This window comes from Algoriphagus persicinus (assembly GCF_035156415.1).
Lineage (GTDB): Bacteria > Bacteroidota > Bacteroidia > Cytophagales > Cyclobacteriaceae > Algoriphagus > Algoriphagus persicinus.
Map to the genome: position 1 here is coordinate 1 of NZ_JAYEEY010000045.1, position 19,429 is coordinate 19,429.

At 39.5% G+C, this 19,429-nt stretch carries 9 protein-coding genes and 2 pseudogenes; 4 read left to right on the forward strand and 7 right to left on the reverse strand.

Annotated features, from left to right (window positions below; all coding sequences use genetic code 11):
- Positions 1-496, reverse strand: a 496-nt coding sequence (locus tag U3A58_RS20850; RefSeq protein ID WP_323826332.1) for an alpha/beta fold hydrolase, incomplete at its 3' end; no start/stop codon positions are given.
- A gap of 627 nt (positions 497-1,123) precedes the next feature.
- Between U3A58_RS20850 and U3A58_RS20855 the strand changes: the two genes are divergently transcribed.
- From U3A58_RS20855 to U3A58_RS20865, 3 genes are all read left to right on the forward strand, one after another.
- Positions 1,124-1,573 carry a response regulator gene (locus U3A58_RS20855; protein ID WP_323826333.1) on the forward strand — a complete coding sequence of 150 codons (450 nt, stop codon included), beginning with the start codon at positions 1,124-1,126 and terminating at the stop codon, positions 1,571-1,573.
- An 11-nt stretch (positions 1,574-1,584) separates the two neighbouring features.
- Positions 1,585-6,294, forward strand: a complete 4,710-nt coding sequence (locus tag U3A58_RS20860; RefSeq protein WP_323826334.1) for a PAS domain S-box protein — start codon at positions 1,585-1,587, stop codon at positions 6,292-6,294.
- An 83-nt stretch (positions 6,295-6,377) separates the two neighbouring features.
- Positions 6,378-6,656 (forward strand): hypothetical protein, encoded by a 279-nt coding sequence (locus U3A58_RS20865; protein WP_323826335.1) that lies wholly within the window; start codon positions 6,378-6,380, stop codon positions 6,654-6,656.
- 407 nt (positions 6,657-7,063) lie between these two features.
- Here U3A58_RS20865 and U3A58_RS20870 read toward each other — a convergent pair whose 3' ends face one another.
- The 3 genes from U3A58_RS20870 to U3A58_RS20880 all read right to left on the reverse strand — a co-directional run bounded on the left by U3A58_RS20870 (position 7,064) and on the right by U3A58_RS20880 (position 11,404).
- Positions 7,064-7,279 (reverse strand): PDDEXK nuclease domain-containing protein, encoded by a 216-nt coding sequence (locus U3A58_RS20870; RefSeq protein ID WP_323826336.1) that lies wholly within the window; start codon positions 7,277-7,279, stop codon positions 7,064-7,066.
- A gap of 691 nt (positions 7,280-7,970) precedes the next feature.
- Positions 7,971-9,677, reverse strand: a complete 1,707-nt coding sequence (locus U3A58_RS20875) for a GH39 family glycosyl hydrolase (RefSeq protein WP_323826337.1) — start codon at positions 9,675-9,677, stop codon at positions 7,971-7,973.
- Between the two features lie 299 nt (positions 9,678-9,976).
- On the reverse strand, positions 9,977-11,404 hold the full coding sequence (locus U3A58_RS20880; RefSeq protein WP_323826338.1) for a serine hydrolase domain-containing protein: 1,428 nt from the start codon (positions 11,402-11,404) through the stop codon (positions 9,977-9,979).
- A gap of 288 nt (positions 11,405-11,692) precedes the next feature.
- On the opposite strand from U3A58_RS20880, the pseudogene U3A58_RS20885 reads away from it, so the two are divergent.
- A pseudogene (locus U3A58_RS20885) lies at positions 11,693-12,883 on the forward strand (IS4 family transposase); the annotation flags it as partial.
- A gap of 280 nt (positions 12,884-13,163) precedes the next feature.
- Here U3A58_RS20885 and U3A58_RS20890 read toward each other — a convergent pair.
- The 3 genes and pseudogenes from U3A58_RS20890 to U3A58_RS20900 form a co-directional block, all read right to left on the reverse strand.
- Complete coding sequence (locus U3A58_RS20890) at positions 13,164-16,823, reverse strand: PAS domain-containing protein (protein ID WP_323826339.1); 3,660 nt, start codon at positions 16,821-16,823, stop codon at positions 13,164-13,166.
- Positions 16,824-18,096: 1,273 nt separating this feature from the next.
- Positions 18,097-19,014 carry an IS1595 family transposase gene (locus U3A58_RS20895; protein WP_323826340.1) on the reverse strand — a complete coding sequence of 306 codons (918 nt, stop codon included), beginning with the start codon at positions 19,012-19,014 and terminating at the stop codon, positions 18,097-18,099.
- An 87-nt stretch (positions 19,015-19,101) separates the two neighbouring features.
- Positions 19,102-19,429, reverse strand: a pseudogene (locus U3A58_RS20900) (hypothetical protein); the annotation flags it as partial.

Below are 19,429 nucleotides of genomic sequence, written 5' to 3' on the forward strand. Positions count from 1 at the left end.
GAACAAAATAGAAGTCTCCTCCCACTAGTTCTTCCATCAACTCAATCCATGGTCTTTCTCCACGCGCTTGATAGGGCAAAGCCATGTTGATCACTTTATTTACCCGCTCAGGATACAATAGTGCAAGACTCCAAACGACATTTGCACCCCAGTCGTGACCTACAAAGGTGGCATCCTCGTATCCGTAATGGTCGAGCAGCGCAATCAGGTCACCGGTTAAGTGTTCAATATCATACTCTGTTACTTCGGTCGGACGGGATGAATTACCATAGCCGCGCTGATTGGGGACAATGACATGGTAGCCCGCAGCCGAAAGAGCCGGTATCTGATAACGCCAAGAAAACCCATGCTCCGGAAAACCGTGACAGAGAACGATAGGTTTCCCTGAATTTTGTAGACCTGCTTCAAATACTTCCAGTTCCACACCATTCACAGAAATCATAGTGGGGGCTGGGAATTGGATTGGATTAAATCTTTTGCCGGTTACGTTTGTCATTTTTTTACCATTTAAAATTTGATGTGATGCAAACTTAAATCCGGTCGGTGACAGCCCTATGTCAGTAGTAAAAAGGAACTAATAGTATTTGGTAAAATAATCCTGCATAGTCATAGTATGAGATTCAACTAAGTTTAGCTGCGGTTAGCGGTCTGCAGCTTCAAGCTAGGCTTTTGCAAGCCGCAGGGAAATATCTTTAACTTAGTTGACCAAAACCTACTCAAAAAGTATTTGAAAGCAATTTGGTTTGGTTTTTTGGCTATTTTGGATCGTTTTTAAAGCCCCAAAGAGATCGGGATTTGAACCTGGAATTTTTGACTGGAATTCAGGAAACTTTCAACTTGCGGCCTGAAATCATGCGGAAAACCCAACAAAAAGGCATCAGTTTAAACTGGAATGAAGGTTTTTAGACGAACTGACGTTATCGGTCATACTATGGCGACAGTGCCTAACCAAACAGATAAACATTAAATGAATAGAACTGCAATTTTAGAACAATCCGAGTTTGGCATCCTTCACAAAATAAAAAGAGAAGCAACGCCAATGCACAAGCCAACGCAAGTTGGTTTCACATTATATTTTTGCCCAACCGCATAATTTCCGTTTTTGAAATTAAATCTACATTGTATGATGACTAAAAATTCTCTCAATCTGTTACTTGCCGATGATGATATGGATGATTGTTTTTTTTTTAAGACAGCATTAGGAGGACTACCCATATCTACAGAACTCATCACCGTAAATGACGGTGTGCAACTCATGGAACTGCTTTCTGTGACAGAAACACAACTACCCGATGCTCTTTTCCTTGACCTAAACATGCCCCGGAAATCCGGTTTTGAATGTTTGTCAGAAATAAAAGTAATTGATAAATTAAAGGATCTTCCGGTTATAATATTCTCCACATCACTTGATATAGATGTTGTGAATTTGCTTTATGAAAAAGGAGCCAATTATTATATTCGTAAACCCGGTGATTTCGATATATTAAAAAAAGTAATTTTTGAAGCTGTTACTCTCACGTCACAAAGCAAATTAACACAACCTGAAAGAGATAAATTTATCCTTCATCCATAGCTAAAGTTTATATGAGCAATAAAAATTCTGACCATTATTTTCTTAGGGGCGGAGGAGAGATGGGGGAACTGATAAGAGCAAAAGATTGGAGCAAAACTGCTTTAGGTGACCCTGCAGACTGGCCACAAAGCCTTCGCACCATGGTTGCCGTAATGCTCGATAACCCCTTTGGTATGTATATAGCCTGGGGGAGAGAATACATTCAGCTTTATAATGATGGATATCGCCCTATTCTAGGAGCTACTAAACATCCTGAGGCGCTGGGTATCAGCACGCGGGAAACATTTTCAGAAGTATGGCATATTATCGAATCCATGTTTGGTGGAGTAATGAATGGAACGGCTGTTGGATTTCCTGATTTCATGTTACCCTTAAACAGAAACGGCTTTGTAGAAGAATGTTATTTTGATTTTTCTTATAGCCCTATAAGAAAAGACAATGGTGAAGTTGGTGGTGTATTGGTTACTGTAATTGAAACAACAGATAAAAAAAATGCTATTCATAAAACTGAAGGAAGGAAACGGCTATACGAAACAATAACCCAAAACACTCTCGACCTTATTTATGTATTTGACTTAAACTACCGGTTTACCTATGCCAATGAAGCATTGCTAAATATGTGGGGACGCACCTGGGATGATGCTATTGGGAAAGGTATGTTAGAAGTAGGATACGAACCTTGGCATGCCGAAATGCATGAGCGGGAAATAGACAAGATTATTGCTACAAAAAAGCCTGTACGTGGCGAAGTATCTTTTCAACACGCCAAGTTAGGTATGCGCATGTACGATTACATTTTTGCCCCGGTAATAAACGAAAAGGGTGAAGTAGAGGCTGTAACCGGCACCACCCGTGATATTTCTGACATAAAAAATGCAGAAGAGGAATTGAAAAAGAGCGAAGAGCAGTTCAGTACCCTGGCAGATAATATGGAAAATCTTGCCTGGCTTGCAGATAGCGAAGGATGGATTTATTGGTATAATAAAAGATGGTTAGAATATACAGGACTTACCATGGAAGAAATGCAGGGCTGGGGCTGGCAAAAGGTACATCACCCCGACCATGTAGAACGGATAGTTGAAATAGCAAAAAAAATATGGTATACCAATGAAACATTCGAACTCACTTTTCCGCTTCGAAGGCATGATGGGGAGTACAGGTGGTTTCTCACCCGTGGCTATCCGGTAACAAATGAAGAAGGGAAAATTATACGATGGATAGGAACCAATACAGATATTGACGAGCAAAAAAAAGCAGAGGAACAATTCAGGGTTTTGGCGGAGCAAGCGCCTATGTGGGTTTGGCTAACCGATAAAGAAGTCAATGTTTTATATGTTAATTCTGAATTTCTGCGGTTCATCGGCATTTCCCATTATACAGAATTTACCGGGCACATGTGGGAACAAAAAGTTCATCCGGAAGATATTGCAATGGTATACAAGTCTTTTGGCGAAGCAGCATCCCTGCAACAATCTTTTTCATATGAAATTCGTGTTCAAAATGCACTAACCCAGCAGTATGAATGGTTTTATATTAAAGGAGTTCCCCGGCTGGAATCAAGTGAATTTACCGGCTTTATTGGAATAGGAACAAATATCAACGAACAAAAATTGATAGTATCCCAGCTTGAATACCGACAAGCCTTACTGGAAGCACACAACGAGGCAACCATTGACGGTATTTTATTAGTGGACGCAAAAGGCAAGATACTTTCTTACAACCACCGGTTTGTAGAAATATGGCATATGCCGCAGCAGATTGTAGATGATAAGGATGATGAAGCAGCCCTGGCATTTGCATTAACACAATTGGTACATCCTGAAAAGTTTATTGAAAAGGTAGAATGGTTGTATGAAAATCCTGATGAAATAAGTATTGATGAACTTGAATTTAAAGACGGTAAAATAATAGAAAGGCATGGCTACCCGGTGACTTCCACTGATGGAAGTTACTACGCATGGAGCTGGAGGTTCAGGGATATTACCGAGCAAAGAAATACTGAAAGAGCAGTGAAGGAAAGCGAAGAAAGATTCCGCTCTCTTGTGCAGACATTACCGCAATTAATTTGGATTACAGATGCAGAGGGCAATCAAGAATTTGCATCTTCCAGATGGAAAGAATATTCAGGCCTTGAACCCGATGGCGAAAAAGAATGGAGGGAAATTGTGCATCCGGAGGATTATGATGAAATCAATGCAGCATGGACACGTAGCCTCAGGACAGGAAGTATTTACACATTTAATGTGCGCCTTAAAAGTAAAATTGGTGAATACAGATGGCACATTGTAAAAGGGGAACCTGTTTTAAATGCAGAAAATAAAATTACAAAATGGGTCGGGTCATTTACCGATATACATGAGCATAAAAAAGCAGAAGAACAATTTCGCCAAATGGCAGAACGAATGCCGCAAAAAGTATGGACTGCTGATGCGCTGGGAAACAGAAATTATTTTAACCAAGTAATGCTAGACTATACCAGTTTGACGTTCGAGGAACTGAAAGATTGGGGCTGGAAAAAAATTATTCACTCGGAAGATTGGCCTCATACAAAACAGAAATGGGAGCACTCGATTAATACCGGTGAGGAAATTGAATATGAAACCCGACTTCTGCGTAAGGATGGAAAATATTTTTGGCATCTTGTTCGCGCAACGGCTGTAAAGGATGAAAAAGGCAACCCAACAATGTGGATTGGTTCCGAAACCGTAATCCACGAACAAATAGAACTCTCGGAATCATTAGGTGAAAATCTGAAACGAAGCAATGAACGAATGCAAACGATCCTTCAGCACGCACCCGATGCGATAATTTCAATTGATGAGGATGGAATTATCAAGAGCTGGAATTCAGAAGCAGAACTAATTTTCGGTTGGAAAGAACATGAGGTAATAGATAAAACACTGACAGAAACCATCATTCCGAAGCGGTATCACGAAGGTCATGATATGGGGATGAAACATTTCTTAAGAACCGGTGAAGGACCAGTAATCAATAAACCTATAGAGTTGTCAGCTTTAAAGAAAAATGGTAGTGAGTTTCCTGTTGAACTGAAAATATCAACATCTAAAATAAACGACCGCTATATTTTTATTGGATTTATACGTGACATTACTTTACGCAAAGCGGCGGAAGAAACCATACAAAATAAGACCAACCAATTGATGGAAGCCCAGCAACTGGCACATATTGGGAGCTGGGAATGGGATGTGCCAACAAATAAAATAAATTGGTCCGATGAACTCTATAGGATTTACGGCTTAACCCCGCAGGAATTTGAAGCAGACTATGAGCATTATATCAAGTATGTTTATCCTGATGACAGGGAATATGTAAATGGAATTGTAAAACAAGCATTTAAAGATCATCAGCCATACCAATTTTTCCATAAGGCAGCATCTGCTGATGGAAGTGTTAGGATTTTAAATGCAACAGGAAAAGTAATTACAGATGCTGATGGAAATGTTATCAGAATGTCGGGAACTGCACAAGATGTAACAGAGCAGAAAAAATATGAGGAAGAATTGAAAATTAGTGAAGAACGTTTTTTTAAAATTTTCGACAGCAATCCAATCCCCATGACGCTTTCCGAAATCAAAACCAATAAAATAAAATATGCCAATAACCTTTTTTACAATGCATTCGGTTACACTAAAGAGGAAGTAATCGGCAATTCTTCGGAGGAATTGAATTTGATGGATCCTGAAGAATATAAAAGAGTTATTGATTTGATATTCGAGTACCTTCATGAAAGCCGTTCAGTTGCTGAAGTTCAGGCACTTTCAAAAGAAGACACGGAAGCCCTTCTTTTAAAGCTAAATCAATCTGGGAAAATGAAGGACTTTGAAATACTTTATACTCGAAAAAATGGAGAAAAATTTCCTGCTATTGTTTCATATGAAGTAATAAGAATAGGAACTGAAAGCTATACGGTAACGTCTTACCAGGATATTACTGAAAGAAAAAAGACTGAAGAAAAACTTAGAATCCAAAACGATCAGCTTGAAAAAATGAATAAAGAACTTGAATCATTCGCCTATGTTTCAAGTCATGATTTACAGGAACCTTTGCGCAAAATTCAAACCTTTGCATCACGCATTAAAGAGATTGAAGAAAATAATTTATCAGCTGATGGAAAAGACATGTTTAACCGAATGCAGAATGCGGCCAAAAGAATGCAAACACTCATTCAGGATTTACTGGCCTACTCACGCACCAACACAACCGAACGCAAGTTTGAAATCACTGACCTTGATAAAATTATTGCTGAAGTTAAAGTGGATTTACGAGAAGAACTGAATGCGAAACATGCCACCATTGAAGCAAATCACTTAGGTGAGGCTGAAATAATTCCATTTCAGTTTCGGCAACTCATGTATAACCTTATTGGCAATTCCTTAAAGTATTGCAATCCCGAAAATCCACCACACATACAAATCAAAAACGAGATTGCAAAAGGCATAAAATTCAATAATGAAAAACTCTCACCTCAAGATAAATATTGCCATATCTCAGTTTCCGATAACGGAATTGGGTTTGAAGAACAATATAACGAAAGAATATTTGAAGTATTCCAACGGTTGCATGGCAAAAATGAATTTAACGGAACAGGCATCGGACTTTCAATAGTAAAAAAAATTGTAGAAAATCACGACGGCATCATCACTGCAAAAGGTGAACTAAACAAAGGTGCAACCTTTGATATTTATATTCCTGCAAAATAACAACTTGAAAAGCCAACACATTTGCAGGCATATTTATTTGTTTCTCAAGGCCTAAGGCAACCGTACTAAAAAATAAAAAGAGCTTGAGCTATCTGGGCATCACTAAGCTTCCTGCAAGTAGTACGCTTTCGGATGCCAACCGAAAGCGCCCCAATGAGGTGTTCGGTTATATTTATTACCTGCTTTTGGCTTATTACAGAGCGGAGATTTCGGACAGCTACCTCAGCCTGCCCATCAACGGGGAAGTTTCCCCTGACCGGGTAAAATTGTTTGACTCCAGCACCGTAACCCTGTGGACGGATGTATTTAAAGGGGCGGGAAGGAATTCCATGAACGGCAAGAAAAAAGGGGACCCCCTCTAGGCGAAGTCACACCGTAAGTTAGACTGGGTGGGATTTGTAATCCTATCCCCCACTGGGAGTAGTTAATTCAAGTTGAATCCAAGTGGGATTTGTAATTCCACCTTATTATCATTGCCAATTTGCAATTGGCTATCCTACCTCCTCCTTAAAGAAGAGGCTCTTGGCTCTGCTCCAATTGGGATAGAGGACAAGAAGTTGGCTTGCTGTTTTCAATAACTAAAAGGCTGTATGTAACAAAAAGAATAAAATAATACTTTCCAACGCGCCTTCTGGCCCCTGAGTAAAAAGTCCACTGGACTGTTTCTTCACTCTCGGCCCTCCTGGACAGGGTATTTTGGGGCGAAATGATAAATGAGTGAGGGGAAGAGCACTTAACTGGGAGTTATGAGAAAAAAAGTTACCGGAGATTACTCCTTTTCCGAATCGTTTATTTCATTTACAATCAGCGTTTGCAGCTGCTCTTTCGGGAGTAACAGTTGATATTCTGCCACACCTATCGGTTTGTTGATATCTTGCAAAGCTATCTCCACATCTAAATGATCCTTGTCTGCACAAAGAATAATGCCTATGGAAGGATTTTCCTTTCCCACTTGTTCCGCATCCAGTTCGATGACAGGATCCACAAAAGCGTCGTCTTGTTAGTCTATTCCAATGCAGGACCAAGCCAAAAAGAGGAATAAACCGTGCGTTCCGGATTTTTTGTAAAAGTGCATAGATGGGAATTTTGCTACAAGCTCCGGGTTTCCTCAGAATACAATTGTCAGGCATATGACACCTTTCAAAAATTCTCCACTAGGATGAAAAACGGAACAGCAAACCTTCATCATCTTTTAGTTTAGCTCGTCACTCGGTCCACATTTCTTCAACAAGCCAGAAATGAAAAGTCGAACGAATGTTGACGCAGAGTCGATGAAGAGTTGAATGTAAACTACCTTTGGTTCTGCATTCTTCACATATAAGTCATGTGGAGATAGGTGTGTGCCTTAGTACGCTTCTCTCTAGTCACTGGCAGGCATCCTGCCATAACTCCTGTTTGGTAGCCTAGCCTCAGTTATTAACAGTTCGATACTTATACATTCCAATCCTAACTAATCTGCGATGCATCTTCGATAGCTGATCGGACATGCATCGTAGAAGCATCGAAGGTGCATCGTAAATACTCCATATCAAACTAATAGCAGAGCTTATAGAACTCCCATGCAACTCCCATCCTGCTCCCATGAATCTCCCTTATTCCCACGAAGCAGCAAGGGAACTGCAAGGGAGAATCAAGGGTGGATGGGCAGTTAATCATATTAGGTATTTCCAAATATTTTATTCCCAGTTCAATTTAAAAAGGGAAACCCCTTGAGAGGGTAATGAAAACTTAAATTCTACCGCAGCATCTGTTGTTTCTATCCATATAGGAGATGAATAAAGTTCGAGTTGCCCAGCCTTTTCAAGTTCAGCGATCTGTTCATTAGTTGGGTCTTGAGGTGATCCCATTTTTTTCCAACGTGTGTAGGAGTTACTGTGATCTTGATCTACTCGATAATGGTGCACCAAAACCTTCTTTCCTGCAACTCCTTCGATGTTAAGAGTTACTGGTGCATCTGGAATAGTTAAGTCATTATTATCATGGTAATTCCAAACCATAACAGCAGCACCTTTATTGCTTTTCGAAGCTATTGCATTAATATCCTGCTGCTTTCGAACACTTTCATCGCGCACTTCGAGAAAATCATATGAAAGGTCATCTTGATTTATTTTCACACGATCGCCTTCCATCATACCAAACATTCTAAATACATTGAGCACAGGTTTGTCTACACCATTGGTTGCCATATCTCTAAACCCAGCATACCAAGGTTGATCTTCAAATTCAAATCCCCATGTCACCGCACCTAATAAATTCACATTAAAATGGTCTGCTAATGCATACTTTCTAGAAAATGCAGCAGCCGTATAACTAGCATACATGGTTCCATTTCGATAATCATTTTGTGGATAATCATTCACTGAGCAAGCTGCACAACCTTCCGGATCAGACTCTCCGATAATAATCGGTAAATCCTTGAACTCTGGATAGGAAGATACAATTCTAAAACCTTCGCTAATATCCCTTAACTGAGTCCCTATATTCATTTGAACCATATTGTCTACTAACTTGGGACTACCTTTGGCATGAAAAGTAATAAAGTCCAATGGAATATCTTTTTTACCTGATGCATAACTCTTGTCATCTCGTACGTGATCTAAAAAGGCGGTTAAGAATTCTGCTGCTTTATCCCATCCTGGACCTGTAGTTTCTGGACCACCAATTTTGGCTGTTGGCAATGCTCTTTTTACTGCAGCGGAGGCATGATCATAAAGCATAAAATACTCTTCCATAGTACCTTGCCAATAACCAATATTAGGTTCGTTCCAAACTTCCCAGTACCAGCTATCAACTTCCGCTTTCCCATAACGCTCAACGCAGTGCATTACCCATTGGTAAACAAGTTCTCCATATTTTTCATAATCATTTGGAGGATAAGCCCAACCTGTGTAAATATCTTCGTAAGGTGCTCCCGGATACCAATGATGCCTGTAAGGTTCGGGTTTAGATGAAAGTGCTTTAGGCATGAATCCTATCTGAGCAAAAGGTTTCATGCCTCTCTCTATATAGGTGTCAAAAATCTTATCTACAATAGTCCAGTCATATACAGGATTACCATCAACATCCTCAGTATATACGTTAGTTGATCCCCATTTTAATGCATGGGATCCCTCGCCAGTCACCAACAAACTGTGTGCTCTTACATAAACAGGAACAGGACTTAAAGAAGCTATTTCAGACAGTAACTTTTTACCATCTTTCATATACGTATAATTAGGTTCATCATAACCCCACCATGACCAAATGGGATCCATCGTCCCTAATTTCTCATCTAAATTCACCTGAATGGTCACTTTTTCAACTTGTTCTTGAGCACTAAGGTTGAATATCGTGCAAGAAATTAATAAAAGAATAAATAAGGTTTTTAATTTCGGTGGTTTCATATCATGGGGATTAATTGTAAATTTTTCAAAAAAGCATGCTAAAGCATGAGGCTCGGAATCTAAAACATAAGTTACAGGTTCTCTTCAGTAAATTCTGACCATTTAGGTAAAGTTTCAGTAGTAGCATGACCATACGTAGTGAAATTCGTTCAGTACTTGACAACATTGCCCATAACGTCCAACTAAAATGAGTATGCGCCACAGTGGCTAAAATCACTGAGGTTTCCTGTTTGCATACCTGTCAGATGGCTCAGTTCGCATATTCATTTTAGTGTTTGTTATCCACTTCTAACTTTTATCTATTCAATTTTGGAAGCCTCAAATCCGTAAAATTTGAGACCGGTTATCACATCACCGTTTCGGACAAACTCGAGATATGCACCACCATTAGTATTGAAAAAAGTACTGTCAGAAGACGGAAGTAAAAAAATGGGTTCGGGGGCAAAAGGTGCAAGGTGTTCTAATCCATTTTCTTTTATGACAATTTCTACTTCACCAAGGTCTGGGATTTGATATTTACCTGTAAACTTTTGCAGTTCCTGAGTTGAAAGTTCATGATACACTCTCTTAATTGGCTCAATACCAGGCAATCCATATTCCTGGGCGATACTCAACTTTATCTCCTGAATGATACTCCCATTGTCCGAGTTGACCATAATGACTGCTGCTATGGGTTGCTCTTTCCAGGCTATTAACTCGGCTCTGAACCCTTCATCTGCACCATTATGTCCAAATGTGTGTTCCGCCACAGCAGGCCCCAAGCCATAATCGTTCATTCCTTGGATAAGCATTTCATTGACCGTATTTGCCTTTAACAATCCATCTTGTTGAGTTTGGTAGATTTGCTGAATTTCATTTGCATAAAGGACTAGTTGTGATGGGGTCGTCCATAGACCAGCGGCTGCCATTTCAGGATAAATATGCCATTTTCCTTCTACTTCATTTCCATTTCTCATATAACCTGTTGCGCTGATGGAATGATACTTTGCGGGTAAGGGATTTTCAAAAGTACTTTTGGACATTCCTAAAGGACCTAATACATTCGACTGCATGAGTTCCGGAAATGACTTTTTTTCAATATCTGTAATCATATGTTGCAAAATAGTATAACCTCCACCCGAATACTGCCAAGCAACCCCGGGTACCTGATAGACACGAACTGAACCTGTATTTCCCTTACCGTCTAATACTTCAGGGATGCTTGGTATGGTATCGCCTTTGTTATATCCCGGAAATCCCCAAACAGTTAATCCTGCAGTGTGATTCAGTATTCTTCGGGTGGTGACTTTTTCTTTTACTGTAAACTCATTTTCTGGGAGTTTCCAGCTGGCAAGGTATTTATTTACATTCGAATCCAAACTTATGACACCCTCTTCTGCAAGCTGATGAGCCCTAATTGCAGTAACTGGCTTGCTTATCGATCCGGCCAGGAACATTGTCTCGATTGTTACCTGGCGATTTTCCGAACTGTCTGCGATCCCATAACCTTTCGCCCATTCAAGTTGACCCTCATTGATAATTGCTATGCTAACTCCGGGAATACCCAATTCCTTCATTCTTGCTTCGATTTTATATTTAGGTATGCTATCTCCTTGGATTTGGAGATTAGGTTGAAGACCGTTTTCGATTCTAGAAATTCGTTCGGTCAATAATGCCTTATCCTTTTCGGATCGAGTCGAACAACCCATCAGAATAAGCAGAAGAAAAATAGGAGTAAGGGTTTTCATATTAATTTGTTTATTGTGGCTAATCGGGTCAGGCAAGGTAATTTCACCCTCACCTTCCAATGTCATTAAGTTAGTATAACTATTTGGTATTTAGTATATTATGTTTTAAATTGAGATGTCAACAGGTAGTTTTAGCGAACTTTTAAATACAGAAAAAACCGACAATGGAAAATCATTTTAGAGCATCTCAAACTCATCCAGAGTTTGAAAAAAAAACTGACTTCCACAGAATTTATTGAACGGCACCGGGTCAGGCCTTCTGATTTCACCAGATAAAGAAGCCTCCCCTTCCATAAGGTTTTCCTACTGCTCATAAATTTTTTGACAAAATCCCTTCAGGCAGAATTGGACAATTTTTTCAAAGTCTTGTTGAACAAAGAGATCCCAGTAAACCAGGTCACCAAAACTGCCTTCTGTCTGGCACGGAAGAAGCTTGGCCACGGGGCGTTTACCGAGCTGGATAAAGACCAGCTTGGGACGTTCTATCGGGAAGGGGACTTTAATCGCTGGAACGGTTTTAGGCTCATAGGGGTAGACGGCTCTACCGTAAGGCTTCCGGCAAGCAAAGAAATTCAGAAAAAGTATGGTGTGCACGACACCTCTGAAACAGGCAAGCCGCTTACCTATGCGAGGTTGTCACAGGCCTATGACCTGCTGAATGACCTGACCCTGGATGCCATACTGTCCACCTACGATGACAATGAGCACAGTTTGGCTTTACGGCACACGGCAGTGTTTAGTCCCGATGATCTGGTAGTCTGTGACAGGAACTATGCTTCTTTCTGGATGTATGCCCTGCTTGACTCCAAAAATGTGGATTTTTGCTTCAGGCTAAAAGTCGGCAGCTGGAAAACAGCTGCATCTCTGGTCAATAGCCTGGAGCAGGAAACTATCGCCGAAATATATCCCAGTAAACAAAGTGCAAAAAAATGCATAGAATTAGGCATATCCAAAGCCCCTATGAGACTGCGCTTTATCTGCATCACACTCGATACAGGGGAAAAGGAAGTGCTGGTTACTTCCCTGACTGATGTTGAAAGATATCCCTTCAATATTTTTTCCTGCCTTTACCTGTTCCGTTGGCAGGTGGAAGAATCGTATAAAACCATGAAATCCAGACTTGAAATGGAAAACTTCAGCGAGAAAAGCTGTTTAGCTGTACTGCAGGACTTTCATGCTAAAATATTCTCCTGCAATCTTACCGCTATCCTGATAAGGGGAGCGGATGAACTGGTAATTAAAAAATGCACAAACCGGAAAAGGATTTACAAAATAAACTATACACAGGCCCTTAACCGGATGAAAAACAGTATTGTCCTTCTTTTCAGCAGGGAAAAGGAAGTTGTAGGGATTTATCTGGACGGGTTGAGGATGCTGTTTGCGTCCAATCTTGAACCGGTCAGGAAAGAAAGAAGTTTTCAAAGAAGATTCGGAAAAAGTAAACGCATATATCCAATGGCATACAAAAACCCTTTTTAAAAAAAGTCCGACATGTAGAGAGAAAAATGTACCTGTCTCCACTGACAGGCCTTGAATCACTACGTCCTTACTTTGTTTATAATCGAAAAGAAATGTAACGATGAACACAAAATATACAAAGCTGAAGTTTATGGGTCTAATTTTATAAAAAATATCATGGTGTCTACTTACCGCTATGATTATTATCGCCTTAACTTAATGACATTGGAGGTTTGGGGTGAAATTCCCCTTACCTACTCGACTAATTAAAGACACATCAACATTATCTCAAAGAGCACAGCTAGTCAGTCTTAATCTTTTGATTTTTCGGGATGCTAAAGTAAAATTTAGAGCCCACTCCGACTTCAGATTTTAATCTTATTTTTCCTCCTAGGTGATGAACAATCTTTTTAACAATTGAAAGCCCCATTCCTGTCCCACTATATTCAGATTGAGTATGTAGTCGCTGAAAGATCACAAATATCCGCTCTTGATCCTCTTCTCGAATTCCAATTCCATTGTCTTTGATTTGAATTTCCCAATAGCCCTTTTTCTCCTTGATCCGAATCGAGATCTTCGGTGTTCTTTCTTCTTCCATATATTTCAGGGAGTTGCCCACCAAATTGTGAATAATTTGAACTAGTTGACTTCTGTTCGTTGCTAATTTAGCCTCTCCGATTAGTTCTATTTCCGCTTTCTTTTCATGAATCAAGCGCTTGTTTAGCAACTTAACTTCTTCAACCACTTCAACAAAATCGAACTCTTCAATGGTGATCTCTTCTCTTCCTACTCTGGAAAATTCCAAAAGGTCTAAAATAATTTTCCTCATCCTAACAGCACCATCTACTGCATAATTGATGTAAGATTTAGCTTTTTCATCAAGATGATTGCTATAGCGTCTTTCCAACAATCCCATAAAACTGGAAATCATCCGCAAAGGCTCCTGTAGGTCATGGGATGCCACATAGGCAAACTGTTCCAGTTCTTGATTGGATTCGGAAAGTTTCTTAACATAATCATGCAGCGTTTGATTTAAGCCTCTTAATTTTTGCTCATATTCTTTTCGCCCTGTAATATCTGTAACAGCTCCAATTACCCGAACAACCTCCTCAGCAGAATCCCTTAGAATAGCTGCTCGATTTGTCACAAAGCGGTACTTCCCATTTTTAGTCCTAAACCTATACTCATCATTCCACTTACTGATTGAAGTATTGCTAACCGCAGTTCGAAAGGAATTCACTACACGTTTATAATCCTTTGCGTGAATATGGCGCATCCAATCACTGAAACTGGTTCTCCACGTTTCTTCCTCATAGCCAAATCCTTCTTTAAATCCCTCTCCAAGGAAAAGCATATCTTTACCCAAATCCCAATCCCAAATAGCATCGTTTGAAGCCTCTGCTACTTTTCTGAATCGTAAGTTGGCGGACTCAATCCGATCTTCGATAAGCTTCAGATCGGTGATATCCCTAAAAAAAACTGATAATCCTACTGGTGTAGGATAAGCAAAAGATTCGTACCAGCGTTTTTCCCAGGGGTTAAACTCCTCAAAATGTACCGTAACCTGACTCTCCATAGCCTCCTTGAATTTGGTGAAAAACTGAAGTTCTCGGATTTCCGGAAAACTTTCCCAAACATTTTTCCCAATCAATTGCTCTCTTAAAACCCCAATCATCCGTTCAGCTTCCTTGTTCCAATACACCATATTCCAATCGATATCCAGGGCAAAAAACCCATCTCCAATGCTCTCTAGAATACGCTCCTTTTCATTGGAAAATTCTTCTAATCGCTCCTGATCCACTTTACGTTTGATCGCGGAAGCCAAACTCGAAGAGAAATTGGTCAAAAAGCCCACCTCATCCTGAAGCGATTCTTCTTTGAATTCTATCTCGAAAGTAACTGCAAGATATCCAAACCACTCTGCTTCGATTATCACTGGGATCCAAAAGGTATTAGCATTTGCATTATCCCCCTGCTGCTTAAGTAAGCTATCTAGCCCATTTATTTCCTCAGAACTATACCAAAGCCTCTCTTTTCCATTAAATTCCTTAAGAAGCGTAAAAATGGTATCATTCATTCCATTGTGAGCGATTGGACCTCCTTCTGCTGACCACACTCCCTGAACCAAACTATTTTCAGAGGCGTAGCTTTCATTGGTAACCAAGTGACAATAGTAAATATGCTTTAATCCAGCCGAGTCTTTTACAAGTTGAAGGATTTTGGAAATCCCCCTTTCCCAATACCTATTTGCAAGCAGGATTTGGATGATTTGGGTCAGGGAAGACTGAAGCCTGTTTTTCTTATTGAGTGTTTCTTCAGCGACTTTTTGTATATGGATATCCATGATACTTCCAGTCATGCGAATACATTCCCCTCTTTCCATCTCTGGAATACCTTTGACTTTTACCCATCGTTCTAGTGCATCTTTCCTAATCAATATAGCTTCAAATTCAAATGCTAGCCCATCAGTAATAGATTGATTGATTTTCCCATCAATCATGGCTCTAAAATCCACTCTGTAAAAATCCAATGCTTGCTCAAAAGTCTGCTCATCCCCTATCTTCAATCCATGTATTGTATAGGTAGCATCTGTAAAATAGATTCTTTCTGCTTTCAAATCTGCCTCCCAACCACCTAAAAGTGATATTTCAGATGCTTGCCTTAATAGCTCTTCTATTTTCCTGTAGTCACTGATGTCCCGAATGACACCAGCCATCCTGACAGCCCTCCCAGACTCATTTCGTACAACCAACCCGATCTCTTCCACATAGGCATAGGTACCATCCGCTCTTCGCATTCTATATTCCCGCTCCCACTTATGCTCCTCGGAATCTTTTAAAAATTCGTCAAGAGCCAAGTTCGTCCTATCTCTGTCTTCTGGATGAACCCAACCTTCCCATACTGATAATGGAACCTTTTTTTCAGGACTGAGGAGATACCCATAGTTATTCTCAAAGCTTTGACCAAATTTCAGCTCATCCTCCAAAATATCCCAATCATAGATGGCATCCCGCGTTGCTTGATTAATCAGTTCATAGTGCTCAATTCTTTCCTTAATTTCCTGAGAAAGCTGCATCTCGGTAGTGATATCAATAAACAATCCCGTAAGCTTTACTGGTTTTCCGTCTTCCGAATGGACAATCACGCGGTCATTGATCCAGATATATTTCCCCGATTTGGTACAAAATTGATAATCGAACTGATGATTCTCCAGATTTTCGACAGCCAAACTACAGGACCGGACAATCCGCTCCCGATCAGCCGGATGAATGTGATTTTCCCAAAAATGAGGATCAGACTTCCATTCCGCCGGACTGTAACCCATAATCCGTTCTACCTGAGGGCTTATATACCTAAATTCCAATGTTGTCGGATCAGCTATCCAAAATATTCCGTCGATATTTTCGATGAGGTCGGTATTAAACTTCAGCTCTCCCATTAGTTTATGCTGAACAATTTCATTAATCAACCCCATCTTTCTCAACTCCAGGACTTGTACTACTTGCTTGGCCAAAATAGACAGGGCATCCAATTTATCAAGAGTAAGCTCACGTTTTTTAGTGTCAATCACGCAAAGACTACCTAGTGCCACTCCTTCTTTATTTATCAAAGGCAATCCTGCGTAAAAAACGATATTAGGAGATGAAACCACGAGAGGATTTTCCCTAAATCGTTGATCCACCCGGGCATCAGGAATAATTAGTGGTTCTGTGGGATTGTCGAGGGTATGCACGCAAAAAGACTGATCAATAGGAGTCTGATTAATAGCTAAGCCGTAATGAGATTTAAAAAACTGCCGATCCCCATCCAAAATCGTGACTAGTGAAATAGGGGTCTCGCAAATGTATGCTGCGAGTCGGGTGATTTGGTCAAATTCCTCTTCGGATACTGTTTCTAAAATTTGATACTGTTCTAATGTTTCTTTGGAAGGCAAGCTACCTTCCCATTGCAAACTCTTCATTTTAACCTATTTGTCAATTAACAATTTTGGAATACGCTATCCGAAAACGAATATGCATAAATTTCAAAAACATCCAAAAATGGCGTTTATGAGTCTCTTTATAAAAACGAAACACTCATTGTCAAATCTCTTCCTTAAAACATGATGGATAAAACAGCGTATTTCGTTAAATGAAGGAGGAGGGTGATTTGATTTTTCAATGTTCAATAGAAATTCAAAAATCTTATAAATTAGCTAATTATCATCACTTTTGAATTTTTTATTGTTCCATTTACTGATAATGAAACAAAATTCAATTACTAACTAGACAAGATCTGGGATGAGCTATTTAGGGATTTGACGTAAGCCTTTTCCTATTTTGGATGCCAGTAACCATCCTATTCGTAGCCCACTCAAACCAACTACTGAAATGACCTAAATACCCCAAATATTTGAGTAATCAAAAACTTTGTACTATATCTCATCAATGGTAGAAAAGCATATCTGCACATGAAATCAAGCCTTTCTGCCGGCAGAAAGGCATGACGAAGAAGGTCACCACTGGAATGATTATAATTGCTGCGAGATTCCATCCCGATTTTCGGGACAGGTAATGGCCTTTAATAAATCAATTATAACTACTACAATTAACACTATACCTGAAATTGCTGAAAATATTGCATTTAACTTTNGACAGGTAATGGCCTTTAATAAATCAATTATAACTACTACAATTAACACTATACCTGAAATTGCTGAAAATATTGCATTTAACTTTAATGCAGTCTGTAGTTTATTCATTTCGTCAAAATTTAGTTTTGACAAAGTTCTACGAAATGAACCTGACATCTCTTGATAAATGTTAAGAAATCGTTTGGACAAAGTTTTTTCTTAACCTGCTCAAAGATTCGGGCGTGATACCGAGCATCGAGGCTATATGTTGTAAAGGTACGTGGTTAAAAAGTGCAGGTTCTTCCTTGAGCAAGTTTTCAAATCGCTGTTGTGCTGAAGTGTGAAGTTGAGAGAACATACTTTTTTCTAACAATACAAATGAATGAGCTAACAATAAATTGTCAAATTCGAGCCATTTTGGATGCAGTTTGCACAGCTCAAAATGTTTTTGTCTGCTAATTACCAAAATGGAACAGTCAGTAGCTGCTTGTATATTCCAAAAATTTTCGGATTCAAAAATGAAGCTCGAAAGTGAGGTTATAAATTTTCCGTTGTTCCCAATCCAAAAAGTAATTTCCTTTCCGTCCACAATGTCGTACATTCTTAAATATGTGTATCCGCACTATTGCACGTATGGGTAAATAGAGGCTAGAACCAATCTGTCAAATAATCTTTCACCAAAATATCTTCTGTTGAGCTTGTAGACGAACTCATTGAGGTAGTTCTGGAGATATTTGTAAGTAATCATATGGTTGATTCCCAAGAGTTTTCTTTTCAGATTGCTGATTGCCTTATGTACCCACCTTAGTGTATCATTGGTCGCTTCCCGTCCTGAAACTACCGTAAAATGGGTATCTACAATATCCTCTAGATCTACATAAGCGGGGTTTTTATCTGTAAAAAGAGCAATATCCCCTTCGGTATTTCTCTTAATAAAGCTGTTGACATGTGATCTGTCCACATTTCCTAAAACCTCCATCTTGAAATACCCACAGACCTTTCCTGATGCTCCTGTCTCTGGGTTTTCAACCGGTACGGATTCCGCAGCTACGGCCACGGAAACTTTGCGCTGGCTTCCTTTTCCTCTTTTTAACTTACCTATCTCTGCCTTCTTAGTAGCCACTGAAACATAGCAATCGTCGTATTCCACCATATCTGAAAGTGTGTATAGTGCATCTCTCTTGCCCATATAAACTCTAATCTTATGCATGAGCAGGAATGCGGTAGCATACCTAGTCAAACCTAGTTGACGCTGAAACTCAAGACACGAAAACCCTTTTTTAGTGGCAGAGATAAGCATAAAGGCCAGAAGCCAGGTCTGAAGAGACAATTTACTTTTCTGCATCACCGTACCACTTTTGAGGGAACTCCTACGTCTACATTTACTGCATTCAAAGAATTTCCCCCCAGAAAACCAATAATGCTTGGTAACGGCCTGGCAACTTTTACATCTAACGCCAATTTTTTCACGGTAAGATTTAAGGTAAATTTCACAACTCTCCTCATCGGGAAAATGCTGTATAAAGTCGATTATATTCATGCTTTTGGCTATTTTTAACCAAGTAACATCACCTATTCTCAACCAGCAACTTCGTGTCACTACCTGTCATTATTTGGCTACGTGCAGTTATACGGATACACATATTCTTAAATATCCCGATTCGATAAATGCCATTTTTCGACAAATTTTTCCAGATTTTAAAAAAAATTCTCCTTTCTTGATTGTTTCAATTTCAAAAGAAGATACAATGGATTCCAAAGATTCTTTGTCAATGTTAATTTGGTTGGATATGCATTTTCTTAATTGTTCCATTGTTTTTTTATAATTACCGCCAACGGCAGTTCGTCTAAAAACCTTCATTTGGTTTAAACTGAGGCCTTTTTGTTGGTTATTTCGCTTGATTTTAGGCCGCTCTTTGAAAACTGCCTGAATGCCAGTCAAAATTCTTGGGTTC